The sequence below is a fragment of the Streptomyces sp. BE20 genome (genome assembly GCF_036322525.1).
GTDB lineage: Bacteria > Actinomycetota > Actinomycetes > Streptomycetales > Streptomycetaceae > Kitasatospora.
This window is the reverse complement of record NZ_JAQYWW010000970.1, coordinates 25,930-51,857: the sequence shown is the minus strand read 5'-3', so window position 1 is coordinate 51,857 and position 25,928 is coordinate 25,930. Positions and strand designations below refer to the sequence as shown.

Annotated in this window: 22 protein-coding genes; 13 read left to right on the top strand and 9 right to left on the bottom strand. The window is 74.4% G+C overall.

Features of this window, described 5'->3' with window-relative positions; all coding sequences use genetic code 11:
• Position 1 precedes the first annotated feature (1 nt).
• The 7 genes from PUR61_RS25045 to PUR61_RS25015 all read left to right on the top strand — a co-directional run bounded on the left by PUR61_RS25045 (position 2) and on the right by PUR61_RS25015 (position 7,822).
• Positions 2 to 1,027, top strand: a complete 1,026-nt coding sequence (locus PUR61_RS25045; protein WP_329881633.1) for an NAD-dependent epimerase/dehydratase family protein — start codon at positions 2 to 4, stop codon at positions 1,025 to 1,027.
• Positions 1,024 to 2,298 (top strand): DUF4910 domain-containing protein, encoded by a 1,275-nt coding sequence (locus tag PUR61_RS25040; RefSeq protein ID WP_329881632.1) that lies wholly within the window; start codon positions 1,024 to 1,026, stop codon positions 2,296 to 2,298. The genes PUR61_RS25045 and PUR61_RS25040 overlap by 4 nt, the downstream gene beginning before the upstream one ends.
• Positions 2,299 to 2,303: 5 nt before the next feature.
• A complete protein-coding gene (locus tag PUR61_RS25035; protein ID WP_329881667.1) occupies positions 2,304 to 3,626 on the top strand; it encodes a hypothetical protein in 1,323 nt (440 codons plus the stop codon).
• A complete protein-coding gene (locus PUR61_RS25030; protein ID WP_329881631.1) occupies positions 3,623 to 4,570 on the top strand; it encodes a glycosyltransferase family 2 protein in 948 nt (315 codons plus the stop codon). Before PUR61_RS25035 ends, PUR61_RS25030 begins: the two co-directional genes overlap by 4 nt.
• The gene (locus PUR61_RS25025; protein ID WP_329881630.1) at positions 4,567 to 5,892 is read left to right on the top strand and encodes a polysaccharide pyruvyl transferase family protein; all 1,326 of its coding nucleotides are present in this window, start codon (positions 4,567 to 4,569) and stop codon (positions 5,890 to 5,892) included. Before PUR61_RS25030 ends, PUR61_RS25025 begins: the two co-directional genes overlap by 4 nt.
• On the top strand, positions 5,889 to 6,446 hold the full coding sequence (rfbC, locus tag PUR61_RS25020; protein WP_329881629.1) for a dTDP-4-dehydrorhamnose 3,5-epimerase: 558 nt from the start codon (positions 5,889 to 5,891) through the stop codon (positions 6,444 to 6,446). Before PUR61_RS25025 ends, rfbC begins: the two co-directional genes overlap by 4 nt.
• A 71-nt stretch (positions 6,447 to 6,517) precedes the next feature.
• Positions 6,518 to 7,822 (top strand): glutamate-1-semialdehyde 2,1-aminomutase, encoded by a 1,305-nt coding sequence (locus PUR61_RS25015; RefSeq protein WP_329881666.1) that lies wholly within the window; start codon positions 6,518 to 6,520, stop codon positions 7,820 to 7,822.
• A 7-nt stretch (positions 7,823 to 7,829) separates the two neighbouring features.
• Here PUR61_RS25015 and PUR61_RS25010 read toward each other — a convergent pair whose 3' ends face one another.
• Both PUR61_RS25010 and PUR61_RS25005 read right to left on the bottom strand, forming a co-directional pair.
• Positions 7,830 to 8,531 (bottom strand): phosphatase PAP2 family protein, encoded by a 702-nt coding sequence (locus PUR61_RS25010; RefSeq protein ID WP_329881665.1) that lies wholly within the window; start codon positions 8,529 to 8,531, stop codon positions 7,830 to 7,832.
• A gap of 240 nt (positions 8,532 to 8,771) precedes the next feature.
• Positions 8,772 to 10,136: a glutamate decarboxylase gene (locus PUR61_RS25005; RefSeq protein ID WP_329881628.1), complete on the bottom strand. Its 1,365-nt coding sequence runs from the start codon at positions 10,134 to 10,136 to the stop codon at positions 8,772 to 8,774.
• Between the two features lie 288 nt (positions 10,137 to 10,424).
• On the opposite strand from PUR61_RS25005, the gene PUR61_RS25000 reads away from it, so the two are divergent.
• On the top strand, positions 10,425 to 11,753 hold the full coding sequence (locus tag PUR61_RS25000; protein WP_329881627.1) for a DUF2254 domain-containing protein: 1,329 nt from the start codon (positions 10,425 to 10,427) through the stop codon (positions 11,751 to 11,753).
• Positions 11,754 to 11,781: 28 nt separating this feature from the next.
• On the opposite strand, the gene PUR61_RS24995 is transcribed toward PUR61_RS25000, so the two are convergent.
• Positions 11,782 to 12,324, bottom strand: a complete 543-nt coding sequence (locus PUR61_RS24995; RefSeq protein ID WP_329881626.1) for a gluconokinase — start codon at positions 12,322 to 12,324, stop codon at positions 11,782 to 11,784.
• Positions 12,325 to 12,636: 312 nt separating this feature from the next.
• On the opposite strand from PUR61_RS24995, the gene PUR61_RS24990 reads away from it, so the two are divergent.
• From PUR61_RS24990 to PUR61_RS24980, 3 genes are all read left to right on the top strand, one after another.
• Positions 12,637 to 13,473 carry an SDR family oxidoreductase gene (locus PUR61_RS24990; RefSeq protein WP_329881625.1) on the top strand — a complete coding sequence of 279 codons (837 nt, stop codon included), beginning with the start codon at positions 12,637 to 12,639 and terminating at the stop codon, positions 13,471 to 13,473.
• Between the two features lie 70 nt (positions 13,474 to 13,543).
• Complete coding sequence (locus tag PUR61_RS24985) at positions 13,544 to 14,959, top strand: cytochrome ubiquinol oxidase subunit I (RefSeq protein ID WP_329881664.1); 1,416 nt, start codon at positions 13,544 to 13,546, stop codon at positions 14,957 to 14,959.
• The gene (locus PUR61_RS24980) at positions 14,956 to 15,975 is read left to right on the top strand and encodes a cytochrome d ubiquinol oxidase subunit II (RefSeq protein WP_329881624.1); all 1,020 of its coding nucleotides are present in this window, start codon (positions 14,956 to 14,958) and stop codon (positions 15,973 to 15,975) included. The genes PUR61_RS24985 and PUR61_RS24980 overlap by 4 nt, the downstream gene beginning before the upstream one ends.
• A gap of 16 nt (positions 15,976 to 15,991) precedes the next feature.
• Here the strand turns inward: PUR61_RS24980 and PUR61_RS24975 are convergent, their stop codons facing one another.
• The 6 genes from PUR61_RS24975 to PUR61_RS24950 form a co-directional block, all read right to left on the bottom strand.
• On the bottom strand, positions 15,992 to 17,017 hold the full coding sequence (locus PUR61_RS24975) for an LLM class F420-dependent oxidoreductase (protein ID WP_329881623.1): 1,026 nt from the start codon (positions 17,015 to 17,017) through the stop codon (positions 15,992 to 15,994).
• Positions 17,018 to 17,104: 87 nt separating this feature from the next.
• Positions 17,105 to 18,736, bottom strand: a complete 1,632-nt coding sequence (locus PUR61_RS24970; RefSeq protein ID WP_329881622.1) for an ABC transporter substrate-binding protein — start codon at positions 18,734 to 18,736, stop codon at positions 17,105 to 17,107.
• Between the two features lie 68 nt (positions 18,737 to 18,804).
• Positions 18,805 to 19,590 (bottom strand): ABC transporter ATP-binding protein, encoded by a 786-nt coding sequence (locus tag PUR61_RS24965; protein ID WP_329881621.1) that lies wholly within the window; start codon positions 19,588 to 19,590, stop codon positions 18,805 to 18,807.
• The gene (locus PUR61_RS24960; protein WP_329881620.1) at positions 19,587 to 20,375 is read right to left on the bottom strand and encodes an ABC transporter ATP-binding protein; all 789 of its coding nucleotides are present in this window, start codon (positions 20,373 to 20,375) and stop codon (positions 19,587 to 19,589) included. Before PUR61_RS24960 ends, PUR61_RS24965 begins: the two co-directional genes overlap by 4 nt.
• Positions 20,372 to 21,304, bottom strand: a complete 933-nt coding sequence (locus tag PUR61_RS24955) for an ABC transporter permease (protein ID WP_329881619.1) — start codon at positions 21,302 to 21,304, stop codon at positions 20,372 to 20,374. Before PUR61_RS24955 ends, PUR61_RS24960 begins: the two co-directional genes overlap by 4 nt.
• 2 nt (positions 21,305 to 21,306) lie before the next feature.
• On the bottom strand, positions 21,307 to 22,251 hold the full coding sequence (locus PUR61_RS24950) for an ABC transporter permease (protein WP_329881618.1): 945 nt from the start codon (positions 22,249 to 22,251) through the stop codon (positions 21,307 to 21,309).
• A 646-nt stretch (positions 22,252 to 22,897) separates the two neighbouring features.
• On the opposite strand from PUR61_RS24950, the gene PUR61_RS24945 reads away from it, so the two are divergent.
• Together PUR61_RS24945 and PUR61_RS24940 are read left to right on the top strand one after the other, a co-directional pair.
• On the top strand, positions 22,898 to 23,758 hold the full coding sequence (locus PUR61_RS24945; RefSeq protein ID WP_329881617.1) for a helix-turn-helix domain-containing protein: 861 nt from the start codon (positions 22,898 to 22,900) through the stop codon (positions 23,756 to 23,758).
• A 109-nt stretch (positions 23,759 to 23,867) separates the two neighbouring features.
• On the top strand, positions 23,868 to 25,697 hold the full coding sequence (locus tag PUR61_RS24940) for a glycoside hydrolase family 15 protein (RefSeq protein WP_329881616.1): 1,830 nt from the start codon (positions 23,868 to 23,870) through the stop codon (positions 25,695 to 25,697).
• Positions 25,698 to 25,928: the final 231 nt, after the last annotated feature.

Sequence of the window (25,928 nt, the reverse complement as noted above, 5' to 3'; positions counted from 1 at the left end):
CATGCGCGTACTGCTGACCGGACACCAGGGCTACCTGGGCACCGTGATGGCCCCGGTCCTCGCGGCCGCCGGGCACGACGTCGTCGGGCTGGACGCGGGCCTGTTCGCGGACTCGGTCCTCGGCCCGGCGCCCGCCGACCCGCCGGGTCACCGGGTGGACCTGCGTGACGTCACGGCCGACCACGTGGCCGGGGTGGACGCCGTGATCCACCTGGCCGCACTGTCCAACGACCCGCTGGGGTCGCTGGCGCCGGACCTCACCTACGACATCAACCACCACGCCTCCGTGCGGCTGGCCCGGCTGGCCCGCGACGCCGGGGTGCGGCGCTTCCTGTACGCGTCGACCTGCTCGGTCTACGGTGCCGCCGGCGGCGGCGACCTGGTCACCGAGGACGCCCCGCTGCGCCCGGTGACCCCGTACGCGGAGTCCAAGGTGCGGGTGGAGGACGACCTGCACGCGCTGGCCGACGACGACTTCAGCCCGGTGTACCTGCGCAACGCCACCGCCTTCGGCTACTCGCCCCGGCTGCGCGCCGACATCGTGCTGAACAACCTGGTGGGCCACGCGCTCCTGTCCGGCGAGGTGCTGGTGCTCTCCGACGGCACGCCCTGGCGCCCGCTGGTGCACGCCGCCGACATCGCGCGGGCCTTCGCGGCCTCGCTGGTGGCGCCGCGGGAGGCGGTGCACGACCGGGCGTTCAACATCGGCAGCGAGACCAACAACGTCACCGTCGCCGAGATCGCCGAACAGGTCGCCGAGGCGGTGTCCGGCGCGAAGGTGGTGATCACCGGGGAGAACGGTGCCGACCCGCGCTCCTACCGGGTGGACTTCTCCCGGTTCCGCGCCGCGCTGCCCGGCTTCGACTGCGAGTGGACGGTGAAGCGGGGAGCGATCGAACTCGCCGACGCCTACCAGAAGTTCGGTCTGACCCGGGACGACTTCGAGCGACGCTTCACCCGGCTGGCCGTGCTGCGCGCGGCAGCCGACGCCGGCACCGTCGACGACACCCTGCGGTGGCGCCGATGACCACGGCGGGCGACCGGATGCACGCGCTGGTGGAGCGGCTGTACCCGATCTGCCGGAGCATCACCGGCGACGGCGTGCGCGCCACCCTGGACATCGTCGGCGAGTACCTCCCGCTGCAGGTGCACGAGATACCGACCGGGACACGGGTGCTCGACTGGACGGTGCCGCAGGAGTGGAACATCCGGGACGCGTACATCGCCGACGCCACCGGCCGCCGGGTCGTCGACTTCGCCGCGTCCAACCTGCACGTGCTCGGCTACAGCGTCCCGGTGGCGGCGACCGTGCCACTGGCCGAGCTGCGCGAACACCTGCACACGCTGCCCGACCACCCGACCTGGGTGCCGTACCGCACCAGCTACTACACGCCGCAATGGGGGTTCTGCCTGGCCCAGGAGACCTTGGACGCGATGCCGGACGGCGAGTACGAGGTGCGCATCGACTCCACGCTCGCGGACGGCCACCTCACCTACGCCGAGCACGTCGTCCCCGGGCAGGTCACCTACGAGGTGATCGTCTCCTGCCACGTCTGCCACCCGTCGCTGGCGAACGACAACATGGCCGGCGTCGCGGTGGCGATCTTCCTGGCGCGGGAGCTGGCGGAGCGAACGCCGTACTACACCTACCGGTTCATCTTCGCGCCCGGCACCATCGGGGCGATCACCTGGCTGGCCCGCAACGCGGAGCGGGTGGAACGCGTCAAGCACGGGCTGGTACTGGCCTGCGCCGGCGACCGGGGCAAGCTGACGTACAAGCAGAGCCGGCGCGGCGACGCGGAGATCGACCGGGTCCTGCGGCACGTCCTGAACGCGACCGAACGACCGCACCAGGTCAACGGGTTCACGCCGTACGGCTACGACGAGCGGCAGTACTGCTCGCCCGGGTTCGACCTCGGCGTGGGCTCGCTCAGCCGGACCCCGTACGCCGGGTACCCCGAGTACCACACCTCGGCGGACAACCCGGACTTCGTCTCCCCGGAGGCGCTGGCGGACACCCTCGCGGTCTGCCGCGAGGCGTTCTCCGTCCTCGACCGCAACCGGCGGTACCTCAACCTCAGCCCGTACGGCGAACCGCACCTGGGCCGGCGCGGGTTGTACGACTCGCTCGGCGGCCGCAGCGACGCCAAGCAGGCCCAGCTGGCCATGCTCTGGGTGCTCAGCCTCTCCGACGGCGAGCAGAGTCTGCTGGACGTCGCCGAGCGGTCCGGGCTGCCGTTCGACACCGTCGCCGCCGCGGCCGACGCCCTGCACGGCGCCGGGCTGATCAAGGCATGACGCCGATGACCGCCGAGGGGACGGAGACGACGGCGCCGCCGGGCCCGCCGGGGCGGGCCGCCGGCCGGGGCATCGCCGGCCGGCTGTCCTGGGGGCTGGCCGACCAGGCGGTCTCCAGCATGACCAACTTCGCGGTGGGCGCCTTCGTGGCCCGCTCGCTGGGGGTGACGGCGTTCGGCGTGTTCAGCCTCGCCTGGCTGACCTACGGCCTGGTGCTCAACGTCGCCCGCGGGCTGGCCACGGACCCGCTCGTGGTGCGGTTCAGCGGCGTGCCGGAGGCGGTCTGGCGTGCGGCGGCGGCCCGGTCGTCGGGGACGGCGCTCGTCATCGGCTCCTCCCTCGGCGCCGTGTGCCTGCTCACCGGGCTCGGCCTCGGCGGTCGGATCGGGCCCGCGTTCGTCTGCCTCGGCGCCGCCCTGCCGGCGCTGCTGCTCCAGGACTCCCGGCGGTTCGCGTTCTTCGCCGCCGGCGCGGGGCGGAAGGCGTTCACCAACGACCTGGTGCAGGCCGTCGCGCTCGTCCCGGCCATGGTCGTGGCGGCGCGCGTGAACACCGTGGCCGCCTTCCTGCTGGCCTGGGGCGCCGCCGCCGCGGTGGCCGCCGGGTACGGCTTCCTCCAGTCCGGCATCCGGCCCCGGGTGACCGCGGCCCGCGGGTGGCTCCGCGAGCAACGGGACCTCGGTACCCGGTACCTGGCCGAGAACGTCAGCCTCAGCGCCGCCGGCCAGCTCCGGGCGTACGGGCTGGGCGCGATCGTCGGGGTCGGTGCGGTGGGGACGGTCCGGGGCGCCGAGCTCCTGCTCGGCCCCTTCCTCGCCCTGCTGATGGGGCTGTCCCTGGTCACCGTGGCGGAGGCGGCCCGGGTACTGCGGCAGGCACCGCACCGGCTCGGCGGGTTCTGCCTCCGGCTGGGCGGCGGCCAGGCCGTCGCGGCGCTGCTGTGGGGCGCCGCCCTGCTGCTGATGCCCGACCGGATCGGCGAGCTCGTCCTCGGCGACGTCTGGCACGCGTCCTCCGAGCTCATCGTGCCGGCCACCCTCGGCGTCGCCGGCGCCGGCCTGGGCAGCGGCGCGGCGGCCGGGCTGCGCGCGCTCGCCGCGGCCCGGCGCAGCCTGCGCTGCCAGCTGTTCGCCTCCGCCTGCTACCTCGGCGGCGGGCTCGGCGGAGCCGCCCTGGCCGGCACCGCCGGCTCCGCCTGGGGCGTCGCCACCGCGACCGCCTGCGGCTCGGCCGTGTGGTGGTGGCAGCTGAGGGCCGCCCTGCACGAGCACCACCGAGCCCCCACCCCCGAAGTAGAGGACGACACCCCCGAAGTGAGGACTCCATGACCGCCGTACCCCGATTGAGTATCGGGCTGCCCGTCTACAACGGTGAGGAGTACCTCGCCGAGTCCCTCGACGCCCTGCTCGGCCAGACCTACGAGGACTTCGAGCTGATCATCTCCGACAACGCCTCGACCGACGCGACGCAGGACATCTGCCGCCGCTACGCCGCGCGGGACTCCCGCATCCGCTACCTCCGGCTGCCCCGGAACATCGGCGCCTCGCCGAACCACAACCACGTGTTCGCCGAGTGCCGCGGCGAGCTGTTCAAGTGGGCCTCGCACGACGACCTGTACGCCCGGGACCTGCTGCTGCGCTGCGTGGAGGCGCTGGACGAGCGGCCGGACGTGATCCTCGCGCACGCCGACCAGGCGGTCATCGACGGCGACGGCCGGGTGAAGGTCCCCTACGAGTACGGGCTCGCCACCGCCTCGCCGCACGCGCCGGAGCGCTTCCGCAGCATGCTGTTCGAACCCGGCGGCGACGACTTCTACGGCGTGATCCGGGCCGACGTCCTGCGCCGGGTCAAGCCGCTCGACAGCTACCACCACGCGGACCGCACGTTCGTCGCCGAGATCGGCCTGCGCGGGCGCTTCCACCAGGTGCCGGAGCTGCTGTACTTCCGCCGCGACCACCCCACCCGCGCCGAGCGGGCGAACCCCTCCAAGCGCTCCCGGTGCGTCAACCTGGACCCGCGCCGGGCCGGACCGCTGCACCCGACGCCCCGGCTGCTCGCCGAGTACGTCTGGGGCTTCGTCGCGACGATCCGGCGGGTGCCGCTCTCCCCGGCCGACCGGCGCGCGTGCTACGGCCACCTCGCCGCCTGGGCGACCAGCCGGGCCCGGCCGGGCGCCGGCGAGCGGGTCGAGGACCGCACCCCGGTCGACCCGGACCGCCTCGCCGTCTCCGTGGACGCCGTCGTCGCCGGCCGCGAGGGGCGGCGGCCATGACGTCCGCGGCCGAAGGCCGGGTGCGGGTCGGGGTGTTCGGGCTGCTCGGCTCCGGCAACCTCGGCAACGACGGGTCGCTGGAGGCCGTGCTCGGGTACCTGCGCGCCGCGCACCCGGACGCGGTCGTGGACGCGCTGTGCGGCGGGCCCGAGGCCGTGACGGCCCGGTTCGGGATCCCCGCGACCCGGCTGCACTGGAACCGCGGCGAGTACCGGACCGCGTCGCGGGCGGGCTCGATCGCGGCGAAGGGCGCGGGCAAACTCGTCGACGCCTTCCGCACCGCCGCCTGGGTGCGCCGGCACGACGTGGTGATCGTGCCGGGCATGGGCGTCCTGGAGGCCACCCTTCCGCTGCGGCCGTGGGGCTTCCCGTACGCGCTGTTCCTGCTCTGCGCGAGCGGCCGGCTGCTGCGCACCCGGGTCGCGCTGGTCAGCGTCGGCGCGGCCGAGATCCGCAGCCGGCCGACCCGGGCCCTGGTGCGCTGGTCGGCGCGGCTGGCCGCGTACCGGTCGTACCGGGACGCCCCGTCGCGCGACGCGATGCGGGCGATGGGTGTGGACACCGGCCGGGACGAGGTCTACCCGGACCTCGCCTTCTCCCTGCCGGCGCCGTCGTCGGGCGCGCCAGACGACGGCGCACCGGGCCCGGTCTGCGTCGGCGTCATGGCCTTCCACGGCGGGAACGACGACCGCGCCCGGGCGGAGGAGATCCACCGGCGCTACCTCGACGGGACGACCCGCTTCGTCCGCGCGCTGGTCGAGGACGGCAGACGGGTCCGGCTGCTCATGGGCGACGACGTCGACAGGCCGGTGGTCGCCGCGATCCTCGACGCGGTGGACTCGCCGCTGCTCACCGCCGCCTCGCCGGCCTCACTGGCCGACCTGATGAGGGAGACGGCCGCGGCCGACACCGTGGTGGCGACGAGGTACCACAACCTGATCTGCGCGCTGAAGGCCGGCACGCCGACGCTCGCCCTGAGCTACGCGGCGAAGAGCGAGGCGCTGATGGCCCGGATGGGGCTCGGCGAGTACTGCCACCCGGCCCGCGAGGTCGACGCCGACCGGCTGATCGAGCAGTTCCGGGCGCTGGAGAAGCAGTCGCCGGAGCTGCGGCGGACCCTCGCCGAGCGGAACCTGACCGCCCGCCGGGAGCTGGAACAGCAGTTCAGCGCCTTGACGGCGGCCCTCTTCCCGGCGGCCGGCCACGCCCGCTCCCGTTCCGACGCCCCTGACCCGTACCACGCCGAGAACCACGCCCACGACCAGAACCGTGCCCACGCACACGACCACACCCACGACCACGCACCACGGGAGGCTCCATGAAGGCGACCGAAGTCCCGGCGATCGCCGGCGCATACCTTTTCGAACCGACGCCGTACGCCGACGAACGCGGCTTCTTCTGCCGGACGTTCGACGCCGAGGTGGTCCGCTCGGTCGGCCTCGACCCGGCCGCCTTCGTCCAGCACAGCGTGTCCCGCTCGGTCCGCGGCGTGCTGCGCGGCCTGCACCTGCGCTCCGGCGCCGGTGAGGCCAAGCTGGTGCGCTGTTCCTACGGGAAGGTCTTCGACGTCGTCGTGGACCTGCGCCCGGATTCGCCGACCTACCGCAACCAGGCCTTCTTCGAGCTGAGCGGCGAGACGCAGGTGAGCGTGTACATCCCGGCGGGGTGCGCCCACGGGTTCCAGGCCCTGACCGACACCGCCGACGTCTCGTACCGGATCGACCGCCCGCACGATCCGGCCGAGGACGTGACGATCGCCTTCGACGACGTGGAACTCGCCGTCCCCTGGCCGCTGCCCGCCGTGTCCGTGTCCGAGCGGGACCGGAAGGCGCCGAGCCTCGCCGAGGTCCTGCGGCACGAGGGGCGGTCGGCGTGAGCACCCAGCAGAGCCAGGGCGCCCGGGGCTCGCGGGGTTCCTCGGGCCCGCAGGACGCCGACGGGTTCAGCCTGCCGCGGTCGCGGACGGCGAACGAAAGGCTGCACGCCGTGGTCCCCGGGGGCGCGCACACCTACGCCAAGGGCGACGACCAGTACCCCGAGAACCTGGCCCCGGTCATCAGCCACGGCCGCGGTGCCCACGTGTGGGACGTCGACGGCAACCGCTACGTCGAGTACGGCTCCGGCCTGCGGTCGGTCAGCCTCGGCCACGCCCACCCGCGCGTGCTGGAGGCGGTGCGGCGGGAACTCGACCGCGGCAGCAACTTCGTCCGGCCGTCCGTCCTGGAGGTCGAGGCCGCGGAGCACTTCCTGGCCACGGTGCCGACCGCCGAGATGGTGAAGTTCGCGAAGAACGGCTCCGACGCCACCACCGCCGCCGTGCGACTCGCCCGCGCCGTCACCGGGCGCCCGCGGGTGGCCCTCTGCGGCGACCATCCGTTCTTCTCCGTCGACGACTGGTTCATCGGCACCACACCGATGTCCGCCGGTGTCCCGGCCGCGACCACCGAGCTCACCGTGGCGTTCCCCTACGGGGACCTGGCCGCCACGGAGGAGCTGCTCACCCGGTACCCGAACGAGGTCGCCTGCCTGATCCTCGAACCCGCCGGCCACACCGAACCGCCGCCCGGGTACCTCGCCGGCCTGCGCGAGCTGGCCGACCGGCACGGCTGCGTCCTGGTCTTCGACGAGATGATCACCGGCTTCCGCTGGTCCGAGGCGGGCGCCCAGGGCCTGTACGGCGTCGTCCCCGACCTCTCCACGTTCGGCAAGGCCCTGGGCAACGGGTTCGCCGTCTCCGCCCTGGCCGGGCGCCGCGACCTGATGGAGCGGGGCGGGCTGCGTCACTCCGGCGACCGGGTGTTCCTCCTGTCCACCACGCACGGCGCGGAAACGCACGCGCTGGCCGCCGCGATGGCCGTGCAGACCACCTACGTCGAGGAGGGCATCACCGCTCGGCTGCACGCGCTCGGCGAGCGGTTGGCCGCCGGTGTCCGCGAGGCCGCCGCGGGTGCGGGCGTCGGCGACCACCTCGTCCTCCGGGGCCGGGCCAGCAACCTGGTCTTCGCCACCCTCGACGAGGACCGGCAGCCGTCGCAGCAGTACCGCACCCTGTTCCTGAGCCGGCTCCTCGCGGGCGGAGTCCTGGCGCCGTCGTTCGTGGTGAGCAGCGCGCTCGACGACGCCGACATCGACCGCACCGTCGACGTGGTGGCGGGGGCCTGTGCCGTGTACCGGAAGGCGCTGGACGCCGGCGACCCCACCCCCTGGTTCGCCGGGCGGCCGGTGAAGCCCGTGTTCCGGCGCCTGGTGTGACGGAGCGTCACGTCTCGGGCAGCGACGTGACGTGACGTCGGTTCCGCTTCCGCCGGGCGACCTCGGCCACCCGGTCGACCGCCCACGCGGTCGCCGGCACCACCGCCAGCGCGGTGCACCAGCCGCCGAGGGCGTCGGTCGGGTAGTGCGCGCCCAGCGCGACCTGTGCCCAGCCCATGGCGGCGCCGGCGATTAGCGCCGCGGCGAGCACGAGCAGGGTGCCGGCCGTGCGGCCGAGACCGGGCCTGTCCCGGCCTCGGCCGCGGGTCGCGAGCATCGCCACCACGAGGGCGAGCGCGGTGGCGAAGGCGGTGTGACCGCTCGGGTAGGACAGGTACCCGCCGTGGATGGTGCGTCCCACCAGGTGCTTGAGCAGCGTCGTCGCACCCACGGAGATGCCGACGCCGACGACGAGGAACACCGCTGCGCGAGGTCGACGAAGCAGCAGGCAGCTCGCCACGAGTGCCGCGACCAGTGTCGCGGCGCCCACCGGCTCCCCCAGGGAGTCCGTCGCCAGCGCGACGTACCGCCACGGCGGCCCCGCGCCGTCCACCGCCGTCAGGATCCACGCGTCCGCCCTGCCGGGCCCGCCCGCGTCGCCGTACCGGATCCCGAGCAGGACGACCACCAGCGCGGCGAGGGCCGCGATCGACCCGAGCCCCACGCGCAGCGCCGGGGGCAGCACCACGGGCGCCGGCCGGCCGGTCACCCCCACCGCGTCCGATCGGCCTGCGGCCTCAACGGCGGGACGTCGCCTCCGCACCTCTTCAGGCATGGGCCGAGTATGTCAGCGGCTCACCGGCGCCGGCAGCCGTTCACGAAGACCGGCCCCGCCCGGATCGGGTCGCCGGATCGTGCCGGACGCCCGGCGCGTGGCGCCGGGCATCGTGGAGGACGGCCGGCGGGAGCCGCGCTGTCACCCGGCCCGGAAGGGCGCCGGCCGCGACCGTCAGTAGCCGCTGCCGCGCTTGACCTGGGCCCGCTCGACCTCGGTGGTCGCCCCCTTGCGGTCCAGGGTGGCACACGCATCGGCGATGTCCTGGGTCAGGCGGTCGATCTGACCGCGGCTCAGGGTCTCCTTGACCAGGGCCCGCAGGATCTTCACCCGCTCCGCGTTGGGCGGGAGCGTGTACGCCGGCACCATCCAGCCGCGCTCGGCCGAGAGCTGCCAGGCGATGTCGGACTCGTCGTAGGAGTGCTCGCCGGCGAGGCGGAAGGCGACCAGCGGCAGCTGTTCGAGACCGCTGCCGATCACCTCGAACCGGCCGCTGTCCCGCAGGTTGTCCGCCAACGCGCGGGCGTTCGTCTGCATCGTCTCCATGACGTAGGTGTAGCCCTGACGGCCCAGCCGCACGAAGTTGTAGTACTGCGCGAGCACCATCGACGCGCCGGTCGAGAAGTTCAGCGTGAACGTCGCGTCGGTCTTGCCCAGGTAGTTCTCGTAGAACACGAGGTCCTCGGCCAGGTCCGACTCCTCGCGGAAGACCAGCCAGCCGATGCCGGGGTAGACCAGGCCGTACTTGTGTCCCGAGACGTTGATCGACCGGACCTGTTCGAGCCGGAAGTCCCACTTCGAGTCCGGGTAGAGGAAGGGCCACACGAAGCCGCCGCTGGCACCGTCGACGTGGATCGGGATGTCGAGGTCCCGCTTCCTGCGGATCCCGCGCAGGAGCTCGTCGATCCCGACGACGTCGTCCTTGTGGCCGGTGAAGGTGGTACCGACGACGGCGACGACGCCGATGGTGTTCTCGTCGAGGTGGGGCTCGACGTCCTCCGGGCCGATCGTGTACTTGTCCTCGGCGAGCGGCACGATCCGCGGCTCGACGTCGAAGTAGCGGCAGAACTTCTCCCACACGACGTGGACGTCACCGCCGAAGACCAGGTTGGGCCGGTCGACCGACAGGTTGGCCGCCTTGCGGCGCTCCCGCCACTTCCACTTCAGCGACAGCGCGCCGAGCATGATCGCCTCGGACGAGCCCTGGGTCCGGCATCCGGTGGTCCTGCCCGGCGCGTTGAAGAGGTCGGCGAGCATCCGCACGCAGCGCTGCTCGATCTCGGCGGAGATGGGGTACTCCGCGTGATCGATGAAGTTCCGGTGCAGGTTCTCGGCGATGATCCGCTGCGCCTCCGGCTCCATCCACGTGGTGACGAACGTGGCGAGGTTGCGCTGCGGGTCGCCCTCCATGACGAGGTCCTCGTCCACCAGCCGCATGGCGTCCGTCGCGGTCATGCCCGTCTCGGGAAAGGTCTCCGAGGGGGCGGGCACGGTCAGGAAACGGTTGCCGAACAGGGCTCCGACGTCACTCTTGCTCATGTCGGCGACTCAACCAGCTCCGGGCCGGGAGTCGCGCTCGGGACTCATGAGCCGAAATCGAAAACACCCGAACGGCCTACCGTCCCGGGCGGGCGGCGACACCCTCCGGCTGCGGCACCCCCGGTCCGCGGGGCGAACGTCCGCAGGGCCGATCAGGTGGCGGAGGCCGCGTCCGGCCCCGTCGGGCGGCTGCGGGACTCGTCGACGCGGTTGAATCCCACGGGCCCCGGAACTCACCGAGAGGACAACCGCGATGACCGGCGACACCACCGTGCTGCTGGGCCCCGCATGATGTCCTGGGCCACCCGGTTCCGGCTGCGGCAGTACGCCAAGGCGAGCCTGTGGATCGTCCCGCTGTTCGGGCTCCTCCTCGGCGTCGCGCTGGCCGAGGCGGCGGCGGCCGTGGACGGCGCGCCCTGGCTGCCGAAGAGCTGGGACTACTCCGCGACGACCGCGAGCACCGTCCTCAGCTCGGTGGTCGGCTCGATGATCGCGCTGCTGGGATTCGTCGTCACCATCGGCGTCCTCGTCATCCAGCAGGCCACCGGCACGCTCTCGCCGCGCTACATGCGGCTCTGGTACCGCGACCGGCTGCAGAAGGCCGTCCTGGCCACCTTCACCGGCACCTTCGCGTTCGCGTACACGCTGCTGCGGAGCATCGAGACCGACTCCGTGCCCAACCTCGGCGTGACCCTGGCCGGTGTCGCCGTCTCCGTGAGCCTCCTGCTCCTGCTGATCTACCTCAACCGCTTCACCCACAACCTGCGGCCGGTGGCCATCGCCGACATCGTGGGGCGCCAGGGCGAACAGGTCCTCGACCGCGCGGCGGCCCGCCTCCGGGCGTCCGCGCTACCGGGCGGGACGCCGCCGGCGGACGGCCCGGCGGTGCTCGTCCGCTCGGAACGCGGAGGGGTCATCCAGGCGTTCGACGCGCCCGGCATGGTCGAGCTCGCGGCTCGGCACGACTGCGTCCTCGTCCTGGCCGCCCCCGTCGGCGACTTCGTGCCCCCCGGCGCCACCGTCGTCCGGGTCCACGGCGGCGCGGCCACCCCCGACCCGCGCCGGGTGACCGGCTTCCTCGCGCTCGGCGCGGAGCGGACCATCGAACAGGACCCGGCCTTCGCCCTGCGCATCCTCGTCGACATCGCCATCCGCGCCCTCTCCCCCGCCGTCAACGACCCCACCACCGCCGTCCAGGTGCTGAACCACATCGAGGCGTTCCTGCACGCCGTCGGCCGCGTCGGACTGCGCGGTCACTACGTGCTCGCGGACGACCGCGGCCGGCCACGCCTCGTGCTGCCCGACCGGTCCTGGGAGGACTACCTCGAACTCGGCGTCACCGAGATCCGCGACTACGGCGCGAGCTCCGTCCAGGTCTGCCGGCGGCTCCGGTCCCTCCTCGAAGACCTCCTCGCGGCACTGCCCGACACCTGCCGGCCCGCTCTCCGTACCGAACTCCGCCTCCTCGGCGACGCGGTCGAGAGGGGCTTCGACGACGCCCCCCGCCGCGCCCGCGCACGGACGGCCGACCCCCAGGGTCTCGGGGGACGGCAGACCCGGGACGCGCTCCCCGACGCGCTCCCCGGCGCGCCGGCGGCCGACGGGCCCGGCCCCTAGGCCGCCGCCGAGGCCGGGGGCCGCCCGATCAGCCGGGCGGTCCCCCGGCCTCGAACTCCGCGACACCCGTCCGGGCCAGGAGCACGATCGCCTCGGGGTCGAGGGCGGCGTCGACGGTCAGCCCGGGCTCGTCCTCCCGCAGCGGCTCCAGCGCGTCGTACTGGGAGCCGAGGAGGGCGGGCGGCATGAAGTGCCCGGTCCGCCGGGCGATCCGGGTCCGTGCGACCGCCGGGTCCAGAGCCAGGTGGAGGAACCACACGCCGGGCCCGGCCGCCCGCAGGAGCCTCCGGTACTCGTACCGGAGGGCGGAGCACGCGATCACGGCCCCTTCCCCGCGCTCCGTCGCCGCGCGGACCCGGGCCGCGAGGGCCTGGAGCCAGGGCCGGCGCTCCTCGTCGTCGAGCGCCTCGCCGGCCGACATCCGCGCGATGTTCCCGGCCGGCTGGAGGTCGTCGCCCTCCACGAACGGGACTCCCCGGCGTCGCGCGAGCAGGCGGCCCACAGTGCTCTTCCCCGAGGCGGCGACACCCATCACCACCACGACCGCCGGGGTCGGCGCCGGTGTCCCCATCCTGCTCCTCGTGGTCCTCACCCCGGGGGCACCTCCCCCCGCAGCACCCTCCCGCACCGCGGGCGGATCCGGTCCGTCCACCGCCGCGCGGGGCGACCGGTGCACCCGGACGGGCCAGCGACCGGACCGGTCAGGGACCCGTCGGGGCCTGACCGGTCGGGCGCCGACGGGGAAGGACGGGCGGGCGGTACGCCCCGGGAGGGACGCCGCTGGGCCGGACGGCCCAGCGACCGGCGGGCCGAACCCCGACCCGCGGGCGGCGGCGGCACCGTGGCGCCGTACCGAACGCGAGCCCACGAACGGGAGACGACCATGGCCTCACCTGCGGACGAGCCGCGCTCGGAGCTGCCGCCCATCCTCCGGGGCCAGAAGGCCCTGGTCACCGGCGCGAACTCGGGGATCGGCAGGGCGACGGCGCTCGGGCTGGGCCGTGCGGGCGCCGACGTGGTCGTGAACTACGTCGCCGGCCGCGACGCCGCGGAGGAGGTGGCCGAGGAGATCAGGTCGTACGGCGTGCGGGCGTACGCACACGAGGCGGACGTCTCCGACGAGGGCCAGGTCGTCGCCATGGTCGGCCGGATGGTCGAGGAGTTCGGCACCGTCGACGTCCTGGTGGCCAACGCCGGGTTGCAGCGTGACGCCGCCAGCACCGAGATGACGCTCGACCAGTGGAACAAGGTCCTGGAGGTCAACCTCACCGGCCAGTTCCTGTGCGCGCGCGAGGCCGCGAAGGAGTTCGTGCGCCGGGGCGTCGTCCCGGAGGTGTCCCGCTCGGCCGGCAAGATCGTGTGCATGAGTTCGGTCCACCAGATCATCCCCTGGGCGGGCCACGTCAACTACGCGGCCTCCAAGGGCGGCGTCCTGATGATGATGCAGACCCTGGCGCAGGAGCTGGCCCCGCAGGGGATCCGGGTGAACGCCGTCGCGCCCGGCGCCATCCGCACCCCGATCAACCGCGACGCCTGGGACACCCCGGAGTCGGAGGCCGACCTGCTCAAGCTGATCCCGTACCGCCGGGTCGGCGACCCGGAGGACATCGCCCGTACGGTGGCCGTACTGGCCTCCGACCTGATGGACTACGTGGTCGGTGCCACGATCTACGTCGACGGCGGCATGACGCTCTTCCCCGGCTTCGCCACCGGAGGCTGACCCGCAGGTGGACACCGCGACCCAGCTCCTCGCCGGCACCCCGGCGCAGCTCCTCCCCGCCCGCGAGCTGATGGCGTTCACCCTCGCCTCGCACATCCTGCTGGTGCCGTTCGGCGTGGCGCTGCCGTTCATCACCCTGGTGATGCACCACCGCGGCCTGCGCCGGGGCGACGCGACGGCGCTGCTGCTGGCGCGGCGGTGGTCGGCCGTGATGGCCGTGCAGTTCGCCGTCGGCGTCGTCACCGGCACGATCCTGTCCTTCGAGTTCGGCCTGCTGTGGCCCGGCATGATGGGCCGCTGGGGAGACGTCTTCGGCCTCGGATTCGGCGTCGAGGCCTGGGCGTTCTTCCTGGAGGCGGTCCTCATCGCGATCTACCTCTACGGCTGGCGCCGGCTGAAGCCGTGGACGCACTTCTGGCTCGGCGTGCCGCTGCCGCTCACCGCCCTCCTCGGCGCGTTCGGCATCATCGCCGCCAACTCGTGGATGAACACCCCGCAGGGCTTCACCCTCGACGCGGACGGCGATCCCGTGAACGTCGACGTCCGGCAGGCGATCTTCACCCCGATCTTCGGGCCGGAGTACTGGCACTTCACCGTCGCGATGTTCCTCACCGCCGGGTACGTCGTCGCCGGGGTCTACGCGGTCGGCTGGCTGCGCGGCCGCCGCGGCCGCTACCACCGTCTCGGCTTCACCGTGCCGTTCACCGTCGCCGCCGTCCTCACCCCCCTGCAGTTCTTCCTCGGCGACAACATCGCACGGCAGGTCTTCCGGAAGCAGCCGGTCAAGTTCGCGGCCACCGAGCTGGTCTGGGACACCGACACCCATGTGCCGGAGTACCTCTTCGGCCGCCTCCAGGAGGACGGCACCGTCAAGGGCGGCCTCAGGATCCCCCAACTCGACTCCGTGCTGGCCGGATTCAGGCCGGACACGCAGGTCACCGGCCTCGCCTCGGTACCCGCCGCCGACCGCCCCACCGCCACCCAGGCCACCATCGTGCACTGGGCGTTCGACATCATGGCGACCATCGGCAGCCTCCTGATCGTGCTGGCCCTCTGGTACGCCTGGTGCTGGTGGCGCCGCCGCGACCTGCCGCGGTCCCGCTGGTTCTTCCGCTGCGCCGCCCTCGCCGGCGCCGCCAGCATGCTCTGCGTGGAGTGCGGCTGGATCACCACCGAAGTCGGCCGCCAACCGTGGATCGTCTACCAGAACATGCGCGTCTCGGAGGCGGTCACACCGACCCGCGCGGCCTCCCTGTGGGCGATGTTCGGCGTCGTCGTGGTGGTCTACGTCCTCGTCTTCGGGGCGTTCCTCACCGTGCTGCTCAAGATGCGCACCCGCTGGCGTCTGGCCGACGGCGGTGAGGCCGCGGCCGAGAACCCGGAAACGGACACCCCCTACGGCCCGCGCCACGAACCGGCCGGCGCCGGGGCGCAGCCGCCCCCTGCGGAAACCGGTCCCGGGCACACCCCCGGAGGTGCCGGGTGACCGCCGACATCCTCTCCTGGGTGCTCCTGCTGGCGATCGCCGCCTACGCCTGCGGCGGCGGTGTCGACTACGGCGCCGGGTTCTGGGACCTGCTGGCCGGCGGCGCCGAGCGGGGTAGGCGCCCCCGGTGGCTGATCGACCACGCCATGGCACCGGTCTGGGAGGTCAACAACGTCTGGCTGGTCTTCGTCCTGGTGCTGATGTGGACGGGCTTCCCCGAGTTCTTCCAGACCGTCTTCACCGCCCTGTGGCTGCCCCTGGCGCTCGCCGCCGTCGGCATGGTCCTGCGCGGCGCCGGGTTCGCCCTGCGCAAACCCGCCCGCCTTCTCGCCGCCCGCCGGGTCTACGGCGCCACCTTCGCCGTCGCCTCCCTGCTCACGCCGTTCTTCCTCGGCACCGTCATCGGCAGCGTCGCCTCCGGCCGGGTCTCCCCCGGTACCACCGCCTCCGCCGACGCCTGGGCCAACGCCACGTCGGTGACCGCCGGGCTGCTCGCCGTCTGCGCGACCGCCGTGCTCGGCGCGGTCTTCCTCACCGCGGACGCCCGCCGCTTCGGCGCCCACGACCTCGTCGGCCACTTCCGGCTGCGCGCCCGGATCGCCGTCGGGGCCCTGCTGGTCGTCGGCGCGGTGGGCCTCGTCGTGACCGCCGACGACGCCTCGTACGTGCACCACGGGCTCACCCACGGCTGGGGGCTGCTGCTCGTCCTGCTGTCGGCGGCGGCCGGAGCGGTCACCGTCGTCCTGGTCGGCGGGCCCGCCCCGGGCCGGGCCCGGTACAGCGCGGTGGCGGCCGTCGCCCTGGCGGTCGCCGCCTGGGGCGTCGCCCAGCGGCCCTACCTGGTGCCCACCTCACTGACCGTCCGTCAGGCCGTCGGGGCGAGTGCCACCCTGCAGTGGATGCTCGTCGTGTCGCTGGTCGCGCTGCTCCTGATCGGCCCGGCCGTGACCGTGCTCTACCGGCTCGACACGCGGGGCGTCCTGGAGCCGCTGACCGACGAGGACGTCGCGGGCTGACGGCGCTGCCGGGCGGTCAGCCCTCGGCGCCCGGGCCGAGACGGGCGAGGGTGTCCAGCAGCCGGTTCCGGTCGGCGAGCACCTCGGGCGGCAGCGAGACGTACAGCTGGATGGTGGTGACGCCGGGGCGGTGGTAGCGCAGGATCCGCCGGCGGCACTCCTCCGGCGAGCCGCTGACGAACAGCCCGTCGACCACCTCGTCCGGGAGCGCCCGCCGCGCGCCCTCGACGTCGCCCGCCGCCCAGCGCCGGTGGGTCTCGGCGAGGAGCTCGCCGTTCCCGAGCCACTCGTGGAACTTCCGGTACGGCTCCCGGTTGAGGATCCAGGCGAGGAACGGGCGGGTCGCGCGGCGCGCGTGCTCGGTGTCTTCGGTCGGGCAGACGAAGACCTTGACCACCAGTTCCTTTCCCGGCGGCTGCGGGCCGACGGCGTCCAGCACCTTCGGCACGTCCTCGGGGAACAGCAGGTTGGTGATCGCGCCGTCCCCCTCGGTGAAGCCGAGCCGCAGCATGCCGGGGCGCAGCGCGCCGAGGATCACCTTGACCGGCTCGGCCGGCGGCTCCGGCAGCCGGTAGCCGGCGATCGAGAAGGTGTCGAAGTCGCCGGAGACGTGCTCGCCGCGCAGGGCCCGGGTGACGAACCGCAGGACGTCCCGGGTGCGTTTGAACGGCTCGTCGAACGGGATGCCGTTGATGTCGGTGACATGGGCAGGCACCGAGGCCCCGATGCCCAGCAGTACGCGTCCGGGGGCGAGTTGGGCGAGCGTCGCGGCGGTCTGGGCGAGCACGGCGGGGCCGCGGGTGTGCACCGGCACGATGCCGGTGCCGACCCGCAGGCCCGGGGACCACGCGGCGGAGGCCGCCAGCGGGGTGAAGGCGTCGGAGCCGCCGCCCTCACCGGTCCAGACGTCGGTGTAGCCGAGGTCGGGGAGGCGTTCGACGAGGAAGCGGTGCCGGTCGAGGGACAGTCCCGGCAACGGGAGGGTGATGCCCCAGCGGGGCGGGTCGTGCGGACGGGGCGGCGAGGTCATCGGGACGGTCATCGGGGCGGTGGCCTTCCTGGGGCGGCCCGGTGCGGGCCGCCCCGGTGCGGGGAGGGGCGGGGAGGGCTGCGCGGGGCGGGGCGGGGTTCAGCGGCGGACCCAGACCGTGGTCAGGTCGAGGAACCAGGACTGCGGCTGGACCAGGCCCTGGACCTTCGGCGCGAGCGCCCGCGGGTTGCGGTCGTTGACGACGAAGAGCCAGGGCGCGTCCTGGGTGACCAGCGAGAGCGCCGTGCGGTAGTCGGTGGTCCGCTTCGCCCGGTCGGGCGAGGCGGCGGCGGACGCCAGCAGGGCGTCGACCTTCGGGTTGCTGTAACCGCCCGTCCAGAAGGGGCTCTTGGAGCCGACGAACAGCGGCAGCAGCGCCTCGGACTGGAACAGCGTGGTGGACTGCGCGACGGCGTCCGAGCCGAGCGCGACCTGGCCCTTGGCCTCGGCCCCGATCAGCGTGCCCCAGTCGGTGGTGCGCAGTTCGACCTTGATGCCGACGGCGGCGAGGTCGCGCTGGAGGGCCTCCGCGATGGGGACGGGCAGCAGGTTTCCGGAGCCCGCGGTGGGGACGGTGACCGAGGTGGAGAAGCCGTTCGGGACGCCGGCCTCGGTGAGCAGCAGCCTGGCCTTGGCCGGGTCGTAGGAGTAGAGGTCACCGGCCGGGTCGTACGCGCCGGTGGCCCGGGGCGCGGCCTGGTAGGCGGGGTCGGCGGTGCCCTGGAGCAGCTTCTCGGCGATCGCCTTGCGGTCGATGGCGTAGTTGGCGGCCTGCCGGACCCTCGGGTCCTGCCACGGGCCCTTGGCGGTGTCCAGGATCCAGTACCAGAGGTGGTCGTAGCTGTTGGCGGCGATGGTGGCCCCGTCGGACTTCAGGGTCCGGATGTCGTCCGGGTTGGGGTACTCGATCCAGTTGGCTCCGCCGGAGCGCAGGGCCGCGGTCCGGGCGGCGGCGTCCGGGAGGGACTTGACGATCAGCCGGTCGAGCTTGGGGGCGCCGCGCCAGTAGGCCGGGTTGGCGGCGAGCTCGATCTGCTGTCCCTCGGTCTGCGAGACGAAGGAGAACGGGCCGGTGCCGACCGGGTGCTCGGCGAAGTCCGCGGAGCCGGTCTTCCGGACGGCGGTGGGGCTGGCGATGAGGACGTGTGCGAGGTCCTCGGGGAAGTGGCCGTTGGGGTCCTTGGTGACGAGCTCGACGTGGTCGGCGTCGGTCTTGCGGTAGGAGGCGATCCCGCCCGCGTACTCCTTGGCGGCGGCGCCGAGCGCGTCGGTGTACTCGGGGCTGTTCCGGTCGAGGTAGCGGTCCAGGTTGAAGACCACCGCGTCGGCGTCGAACGGCGTGCCGTCCTGGAAGGTCACGCCCTTGCGGAGCCGGAAGGTCCAGGTCCTCGCGTCCGCGGCGACCTCCCAGGACTCGGCGAGGGCACCGGTGACGACCGGCGGCCGGTCGGTGTCCTTGAGCAGCTCGTAGCGGGTCAGGCCCTCGTAGATCTGGAAGCCGACCAGGCGCTTGCCCTCGAAGCCGGCGCCGCCGATGACGGTGTCGGGGTTGGGGAGCTTGCCGGTGGCCCCGATGACCAGGGTGCCGCCGCGCTCCGCACCGCCGCCCGTGTCGGCGGACCCGCCGGACCCCGGGCCGGACACGCAGCCGGTGGCGGCGAGCAGCAGGGCGGCGGCGGCCGGGAGGGCGGCGGCTCTGGAACGGACGGTGCGGTGGCGACGGTGTGTCATGGTGCTTCCTCGTTCGGTCTGCAGGTGTGCGGGTGCGGGGGGCTGCGGGGTGCGGGGGGGCGTGCGGGTCAGTCGGCGGGGTCCGGACGGGGGGCGTGTCCGGTGGCGGCTTCGAGCAGCGCGCGGGTGTAGGGGTGTGCGGGCGACGCCCAGAGGTCGGCGACCGGGCCCTCTTCCAGCACCCGCCCGTACCGCAGCACGAGCACCCGGTCGGCCAGGTGCCGGACGACCGCGAGATCGTGGGAGATGAAGAGGTAGCCGAGCCCGGTCCGTTCGCCGAGGCCGGTCAGCAGGTCCAGCAGCCGCAGCTGGGAGCCGAGGTCGAGCGCGGAGGTCGGCTCGTCGCAGACCAGCAGGTCGGGCCCGGGCGCCAGGGCCCGGGCGACGGCGACCCGCTGGAGCTGCCCGCCGGACAGCTCGCGCGGGTACCGGCGGGCCAGCGCGGGATCCAGCCCGACCTGCCGGAACAGCCCGGCGACGGCCTCGGCCAGTTCGGCCCGGGGCGTGCCGTGCAGCCGCAGCGCGAAGGCCACCGCCTCGCCGGCCCGCAGCGCGGGGTTGAGCGAGCCGCGCGGATCCTGCGGGACGAACTGGAGCCGGGCCCGGACGGAGCGGTCCCGGGCGCCGCGCAGCCGGTACGGGTCGCGGCCGGCGAACCGGACGGTGCCCGCGTCGGGCGCGAGCAGGCCCAGGGCGAGCCGGGCCAGCGTGGACTTCCCCGAACCGGACTCGCCGACCAGGCCCACGGCCTCGCCGGGAGCGACGCTCAGGCTGACCCCGTCGAGGGCGGGCCGACCGGCGAAGTGCCGGACGACCGAGCGGACCTCCAGCAGGGCGGGTGCGGGCTCGGTCATCGGCGGGCTCCGGGGTCGGCGGCGAGCAGGGCCGCGGTGAAGGGGTGCCCGGGCGCGGACAGCACCCGCGCGGCGGGGCCGGCCTCGACGACGCGTCCCTCGCACATCACCGCGACCTCGCCGCCCACCCGGCGGGCCACCGCCAGGTCGTGGGTGACGAGCAGCAGCGCGATGCCGCAGTCGGCGCGCAGGGTGGCGAACAGGTCGAGGATCCGGCCGCGCACCAGCGCGTCCAGGGCGGTGGTCGGTTCGTCCGCGATCACCAGGTCGGGGCCGCAGGCGATCGCGACGGCGATCGCGGCGCGCTGCCGCAGCCCGCCGGAGAGCTCGTGGGGGTAGGCGCGGGCCACCCGTTCGGGGTCGGGGATCCCGGCCGTGGCGAGCAACCGGACCGCCGCGTCGCCGGTGGCCCGGCGGGCCCGGGTGATCCGGTGCCGGCGCAGCACCTCGGCGAGCTGGGGACCGATGCGGCGCAGCGGGTCCAGCGAGCCGCCCGGGTCCTGCGGGACGTAGCCGATCCGCCGCCCGCGCACCCGGGAGAGCGCGCGTTCGTCCAGGGCCGACAGCTCGGTACCGGCGAGGCTGATCCGCCCGGTGACGCGGGCGGACCGGCCGGGCAGGCCGATCAGGGTGCGGGCCAGGGTGGTCTTGCCGCTGCCGGACTCACCGAGCAGGACGAGCGCCGCGCCGGGTGCGAGCGCCAGCGACACCCCGTCCACGGCCCGGACCGGACCCGGGTGGACGACGGAGAGGTCGGTGACCTCCAGGAGGTCGGTCGGGCTCATCGGACGGTCTCCGGCAGCGCGCTCCACCCGGTGTCGCCGACCCTCCGGCGCAGGGTGTCGCCGAGGGTGTTGAAGACCACCGACACCAGCAGCACGGTGAGCGCCGGCAGCACCGCCACCCACGGGTGGGTGAGCAGGCTCGGCCTCAACTCGTCGATCATGGAGCCCCATTCGGCGGTGGGAGGTGCGACGCCGAGCCCGAGGAAGGAGAGTCCGGCGGCGTACACGACGGCGAGGCCGACGAGCGAGGAGCAGTACACGAGGACGACCGGGGCCACCACGGGCAGCACCTGCCGCAGGACGAGGGACGGCAGGCCGGCTCCGCTCACCCGGGCGGCCTCCAGGTACTCGGCGGTCCGGATCCGCCGCACCTCGGTGAAGGCGACCCGGGCGACGGCCGGGGTGAGGACCACGGAGAGGGCGAGCACGGTGGCGCCGAGTCCCGGCCGGAGCAGGGTGGCCACGGCGATGGCCAGCAGGACCCCGGGGAAGGCGTACAGCACGTCCAGTGTCCGCAGCAGGGCCTGTTCGAGCACCCGGCCGCCGAGGCCGGCCGCGATGCCCAGCAGGGTGCCCGCCGTGCCGGCGACGGCGACCGGGAGGAGCCCGGCGGTCAGCGACGTCCGGGTGCCCCAGACCAGCCGGCTCAGCATGTCCCGGCCCTGGCCGTCGGTCCCCAGCGGGTGGCCGGGGGCGCCGGGATCCAGCAGGCGGTCCTGGAGGTGTCCGGCGGCGGGGTCGTGCGGCGCGACCAGCGGGGCGGCCGCGGCGAGCAGCAGGAGCAGCACGACGGCGGTGACGGGCAGGGCGAGGGCCGTGCGGCGCAGCAGGGCCCGGGCCGGCGGGAGCGGGGCCTTCGTCGGCGGGTCCTCCACCGGCGGGGGCGTCGGGGCCTTCGCCGGCGGGGGCGTCGGGGTCGTCCCGGGCATCGTCAGCTCCTCACCCTGGGGTCGATCAGTGCGTGCGCCGCGTCCACCAGCAGGTTGACGCCGACGAAGGCGACGGCCACCACCAGCACCCCGCCCTGGACGAGCGGCAGGTCGCGGGCGGACAGCGCGTCGTACAGCAGCCGGCCGAGGCCGGGCCAGGCGAAGAGCGTCTCCACGAAGACCACGCCCTCCAGTAGGTAGGCGAGTTGGAGCCCGCCGATGGTCAGCAGGGCGGGTGAGGCGTTGTGGACGCAGTGCCGCAGGACGGCCGCCCGGCTCAGCCCCCGGGCACGCAGCCCGTCGGCGAGTTCCCCGACGAGCACCGTGCCGAGGGCGGTCCTGAACACGCGGGCGGTCAGGCCGAGCGGTACGAGCGCGGACGCCACGGCCGGCAGGACCAGGTGACGCAACAGGTCGGCCGGGCCGCCGTCGCCGAACGCGTCGTGCGTACCGCCCGCCGGCAGCCAGCGAAGCTGCACCGAGAGCACCGCGATCAGCACCAGGGCCACCGAGTACTGCGGGGCCGAGACGGCCAGGGTGGACAGTGCCCCGGAGAGCCGGCCGCCGGCCCCCCGCGGGTCGAGCGCGCCGATCGCGCCGAGCAGGACCCCGCCGACCAGCACCAGGACGAAGGCCGCCGCGGTGAGGGTCAGGGTCTGCCCCAGCGCGGGCAGCAGCAGGTCGGTGACGGGCCGTTGGGCGGAGACGGACGTCCCGAGGTCGCCGGTCGCCGCGTGGCCCAACCAGGAGAGGTAGCGGACGGGAAGGGGCTCCTCCAGACCGAGGCGCCGGGCCAGTTCGGCGCGGGCCTCGGGCGGGGCCCCGGGGCCGAGGAAGGCGGTGACCGGGTCGCCGGGGACGAGGGCCACGGTGGCGAAGACGACGACGGTGACGCCGAGCACGGTGGGGACGGCGAGCAGCAGCCGGCGCAGCAGGAACCGGGTCATCCGCGGGCTCCCTGGCGCGGGGCGCCGGGCGGTCCGGCGACCGGCGGGTGGGCGGGGGCGGGCATCTGCGGGGGTTCCTTCCGGCTCCGGGCACTGGGTCCGGCCGGGCGCTGCCCCGGGTCGGCGCGGACCGGGCGGGGCGGGCCGTACGGGGTGGCGGTGGCGGCCCGGCGGCGGTGCGGGCGAACGGCCGGCGCCGCCGCCGGGGGCTCCGGCGGATGTCAGGAAGCCTGCGCGCCGCCGGGCCGGACAGCCAGTCAGGCGCTTGTGCTGTTACCGCTGGTCATAGGCTGCGGGCGCGGCCCGGGGGCGGGGGCGGCGGCGCCCCCGGCGGGCCGTCCGGCGCCCGTCCGGTACTCGTCCGGTGCCCGTCCGTGACCGTCGCGGCCGGGCCCGCCGGGGGCCCGGTCCTGCCCTTGACCAGCGGCGATCCCCCGTCCTAGGGTGGCGCCATGGCGTATCGGCGGACCGGCTTCACCCTGGCCGGCATCGGCGGCTCGTGGCACCGCAGGTGCTTCGACGAGCTCTGTCGGCCGCGCGCCGCGCGCTGACCCCGGGCCTCCGCCCGCTCCCCCGCGCCGGCGCCCCTCCTCACGACCCATTCCCGGCGGCCGCCCGCGGTACGCCCCTCCGAGGAGCAGAACCCGTGTCAACCCCCGTCGCCGGCGCGGAACTCGGCGCCTTCCTGCGCGCCCACCGCGACCTCCTCAAGCCCGCCGACGTGGGGCTGACCCCGACCACGCGCCGCCGCACCCCGGGGCTGCGCCGCGAGGAGGTCGCCTCGATGGCCGGCGTCGGACTCGCCTGGTACACCTGGCTGGAGCAGGGCCGGGTGCCCGCCTCGCGGCAGGTGCTGGAGGCCGTCGCCCGGGCGCTGCGGCTCGACCCGGCCGGGCTCCGCTACGCGATGCGGCTGGCGGGCCACCACGACGCCGCCGCCCACGCCGGCCCCGGGACGGACCGGCTCGCCGCCGCCGTCCAGCCCGTGCTCGACTCCTGGCCGGCCAGCCCGGCCGTGCTCGTCGACCGCCATTTCGACCTGCTCGGCTGGAACACCGCGTGGGCCGTGCTGTGGGGCCCGCCCGAGGCCGTGCCCGCGGACCGGCGCAACCTGATGTGGCTGATGGCCGTGGACCGCAGGCTGCGCGAGGTCCTGCACGACTGGGAGCCGCTGGCCATGAACGTCTTCCAGCACTTCCGCGCACAGGCCGGGCCGGCCCTCGCGGACTCCCGGACGGAGGAGGTCTACCGGCACCTGGACGCGGACGCGCCGGAACTGCGGCACTGGTGGGGATGCCACTCGGTGGCGGACCTGACCGCCCGCACCATCACCGTGGAGCCGACCGGCACCGGACCCGTCCGGCTGACCCTCTCCTCGTTCCACCCGGTGGACGACCCGTCGGCCCTGGTGCTGCTGCTCACCCCGGCCGACGCCGTCGGGCACCTGCGGATGGCGGCGCTGACCACCCGGGCGGGCGCTCCCGCCGCCGCTCCGGCAGCGGGCTGAGGACCCGGTCGCCGGGGCTCCCGGTTCGCGGCGCGCCGGCCGCAACGGGCGCGTCCGCCGGTCCTGGCCGATAGTGAGACCAAGGGATCGCCCAGACCTTGGACCGCACATGGACCGCTACCCACCCATCGCCGAGCACGGCCTGATCGGCGACCTCCAGTGTGCCGCGCTGGTGACCTCGCGGGGCGTCGTCGACTGGTTCGCCGCTCCCCGGTTCGACTCCCCGAGCATCTTCGCAGCGCTGCTGGACCACGACCGCGGCGGCTACTTCAGGCTCGCGGACGTCAATCCGGACGCCACCTGCAAGCAGCTGTACTACCCGGACACCGCCGTCCTGGTGACCCGGTTCATGTCGCCCGACGGGGTGGGCGAGGTCATCGACTGGATGCCGCCGGACGCCGGACGGATCCCGAGCGGGCGGCACGCCCTGGTCCGCACCGTGCGCAGCGTGCGCGGCACCGTGCGCTTCGCCATGGAGTGCCGTCCCCGGTTCGACTACGGCCGGGCCGCCCACTCCCTCGACCTCCGCCCCGAGATCGCCGCCTTCCGCGCACCGGGCGTCTGCGCGTACCTCCAGAGCACCTTCCCGGTCGAGCGGGACGGCGACGACCTGCGGGGCGCCGTCACGCTGAGCGTCGGCGAATCGGCCGCGGTCATCCTGACCGTCTGCGACGCCGACGGCCAGAACCCTCCGCCGCCCCCGCCGCCCACCGTCGACGGGATCACGAAGCAGCTCTGGGAGGTCGCCGACTTCTGGCAGCGCTGGGTGCACGGCTCCAACTACCGGGGGCGCTGGCCCGGCATGGTCAACCGCTCCGCCATCACCCTCAAGCTGCTCACCTACGCCCCCACCGGCGCGCCGGTCGCGGCCGCGACCATGGGCCTGCCGGAGCAGGTCGGGGGCGAGCGCAACTGGGACTACCGCTACACCTGGGTGCGGGACGGCTCGCTCTCCGTCCGGGCCCTGCTCGACCTCGGTTTCGTCGAGGAGGCCACCGCCTTCACGCACTGGCTCGGTGACCGGCTGCACGAGGCGACGGGGCAGGGCAGCGAGCCGCTCCGGATCATGTACCGGGTCGACGGCGAACCGCTGCTGACCGAGGAGATCCTCGGCCACCTGGAGGGCTACCTCGGCTCCGCGCCCGTACGGCTCGGCAACGCGGCCTCCGACCAGTTGCAGCTCGACATCTACGGCGAGGCCATGTACGCCCTGTCGGAGGGCCGCGAGATCGCCACCCAGGCCGGCTACCGGGGCTGGAAGGTGCTCACCCGGACCCTGGACTGGCTGGCCGACTCCTGGGACCGCCCCGACGAGGGCATCTGGGAGACCCGCGGCGGCCGGCAGGACTTCACCTACAGCCGGGTGATGTGCTGGGCCGCCTTCGACCGCGGCCTGCGCCTGGCGGACGCCTTCCGCCGGCCCGCCGACACCGACCGCTGGACGAAGGCCCGCGACGCCGTCCTGCTCCAGGTCATGGAGCGCGGATGGAGCGAGGAGGACCGGGCCTACGTGCAGCACTACGGCGGCGACGCGGTGCTCGACGCCTCGCTGCTCCTGATGCCCCGGGTCGGCTTCGTCTCGCCCCGGGACCCGTCCTGGCTGTCCACACTCGACGCCATGGACCGCACCCTGGTCTCCGACAGCCTCGTCTACCGCTACGACCCGGCGGCCTCCCCGGACGGGCTGCGCGGCTCCGAGGGCACCTTCAGCCTCTGCACCTTCCTCTACGTGGACGCGCTGGCCCGGGCCGGACGCCTGCGACCGGCCCGGTACACCTTCGAGAAGATGCACACCTACGCCAACCACGTCGGCCTGTTCGCCGAGGAGATCGGGCCCAGCGGCGAGCAGCTCGGCAACTTCCCGCAGGCGTTCACCCACCTGTCGCTCATCATGGCGGCCTGCACCCTCGACGAGGCCCTGGACCGCCGGTCCGGCTGACCACATCTTCGGAGACGGCCGGTACGGTGCGCCCGTCGACCGCACGGTGAACGCGGCCGGGTCAGGGGCACCTCGCCCCGGCAGCTGACCCTCCCCGTGGGGGTCGACGGACGGTACGTGCGCGTCCAGCTCGCCGGGACCGGCTACCTCTCGCTGACCGAGGTCCTCGTCGACGTCCCCGGCTCCGCCTGAACCACGTGCGGCGACGTCCCCCCGGGGCTCCCTGTGCCC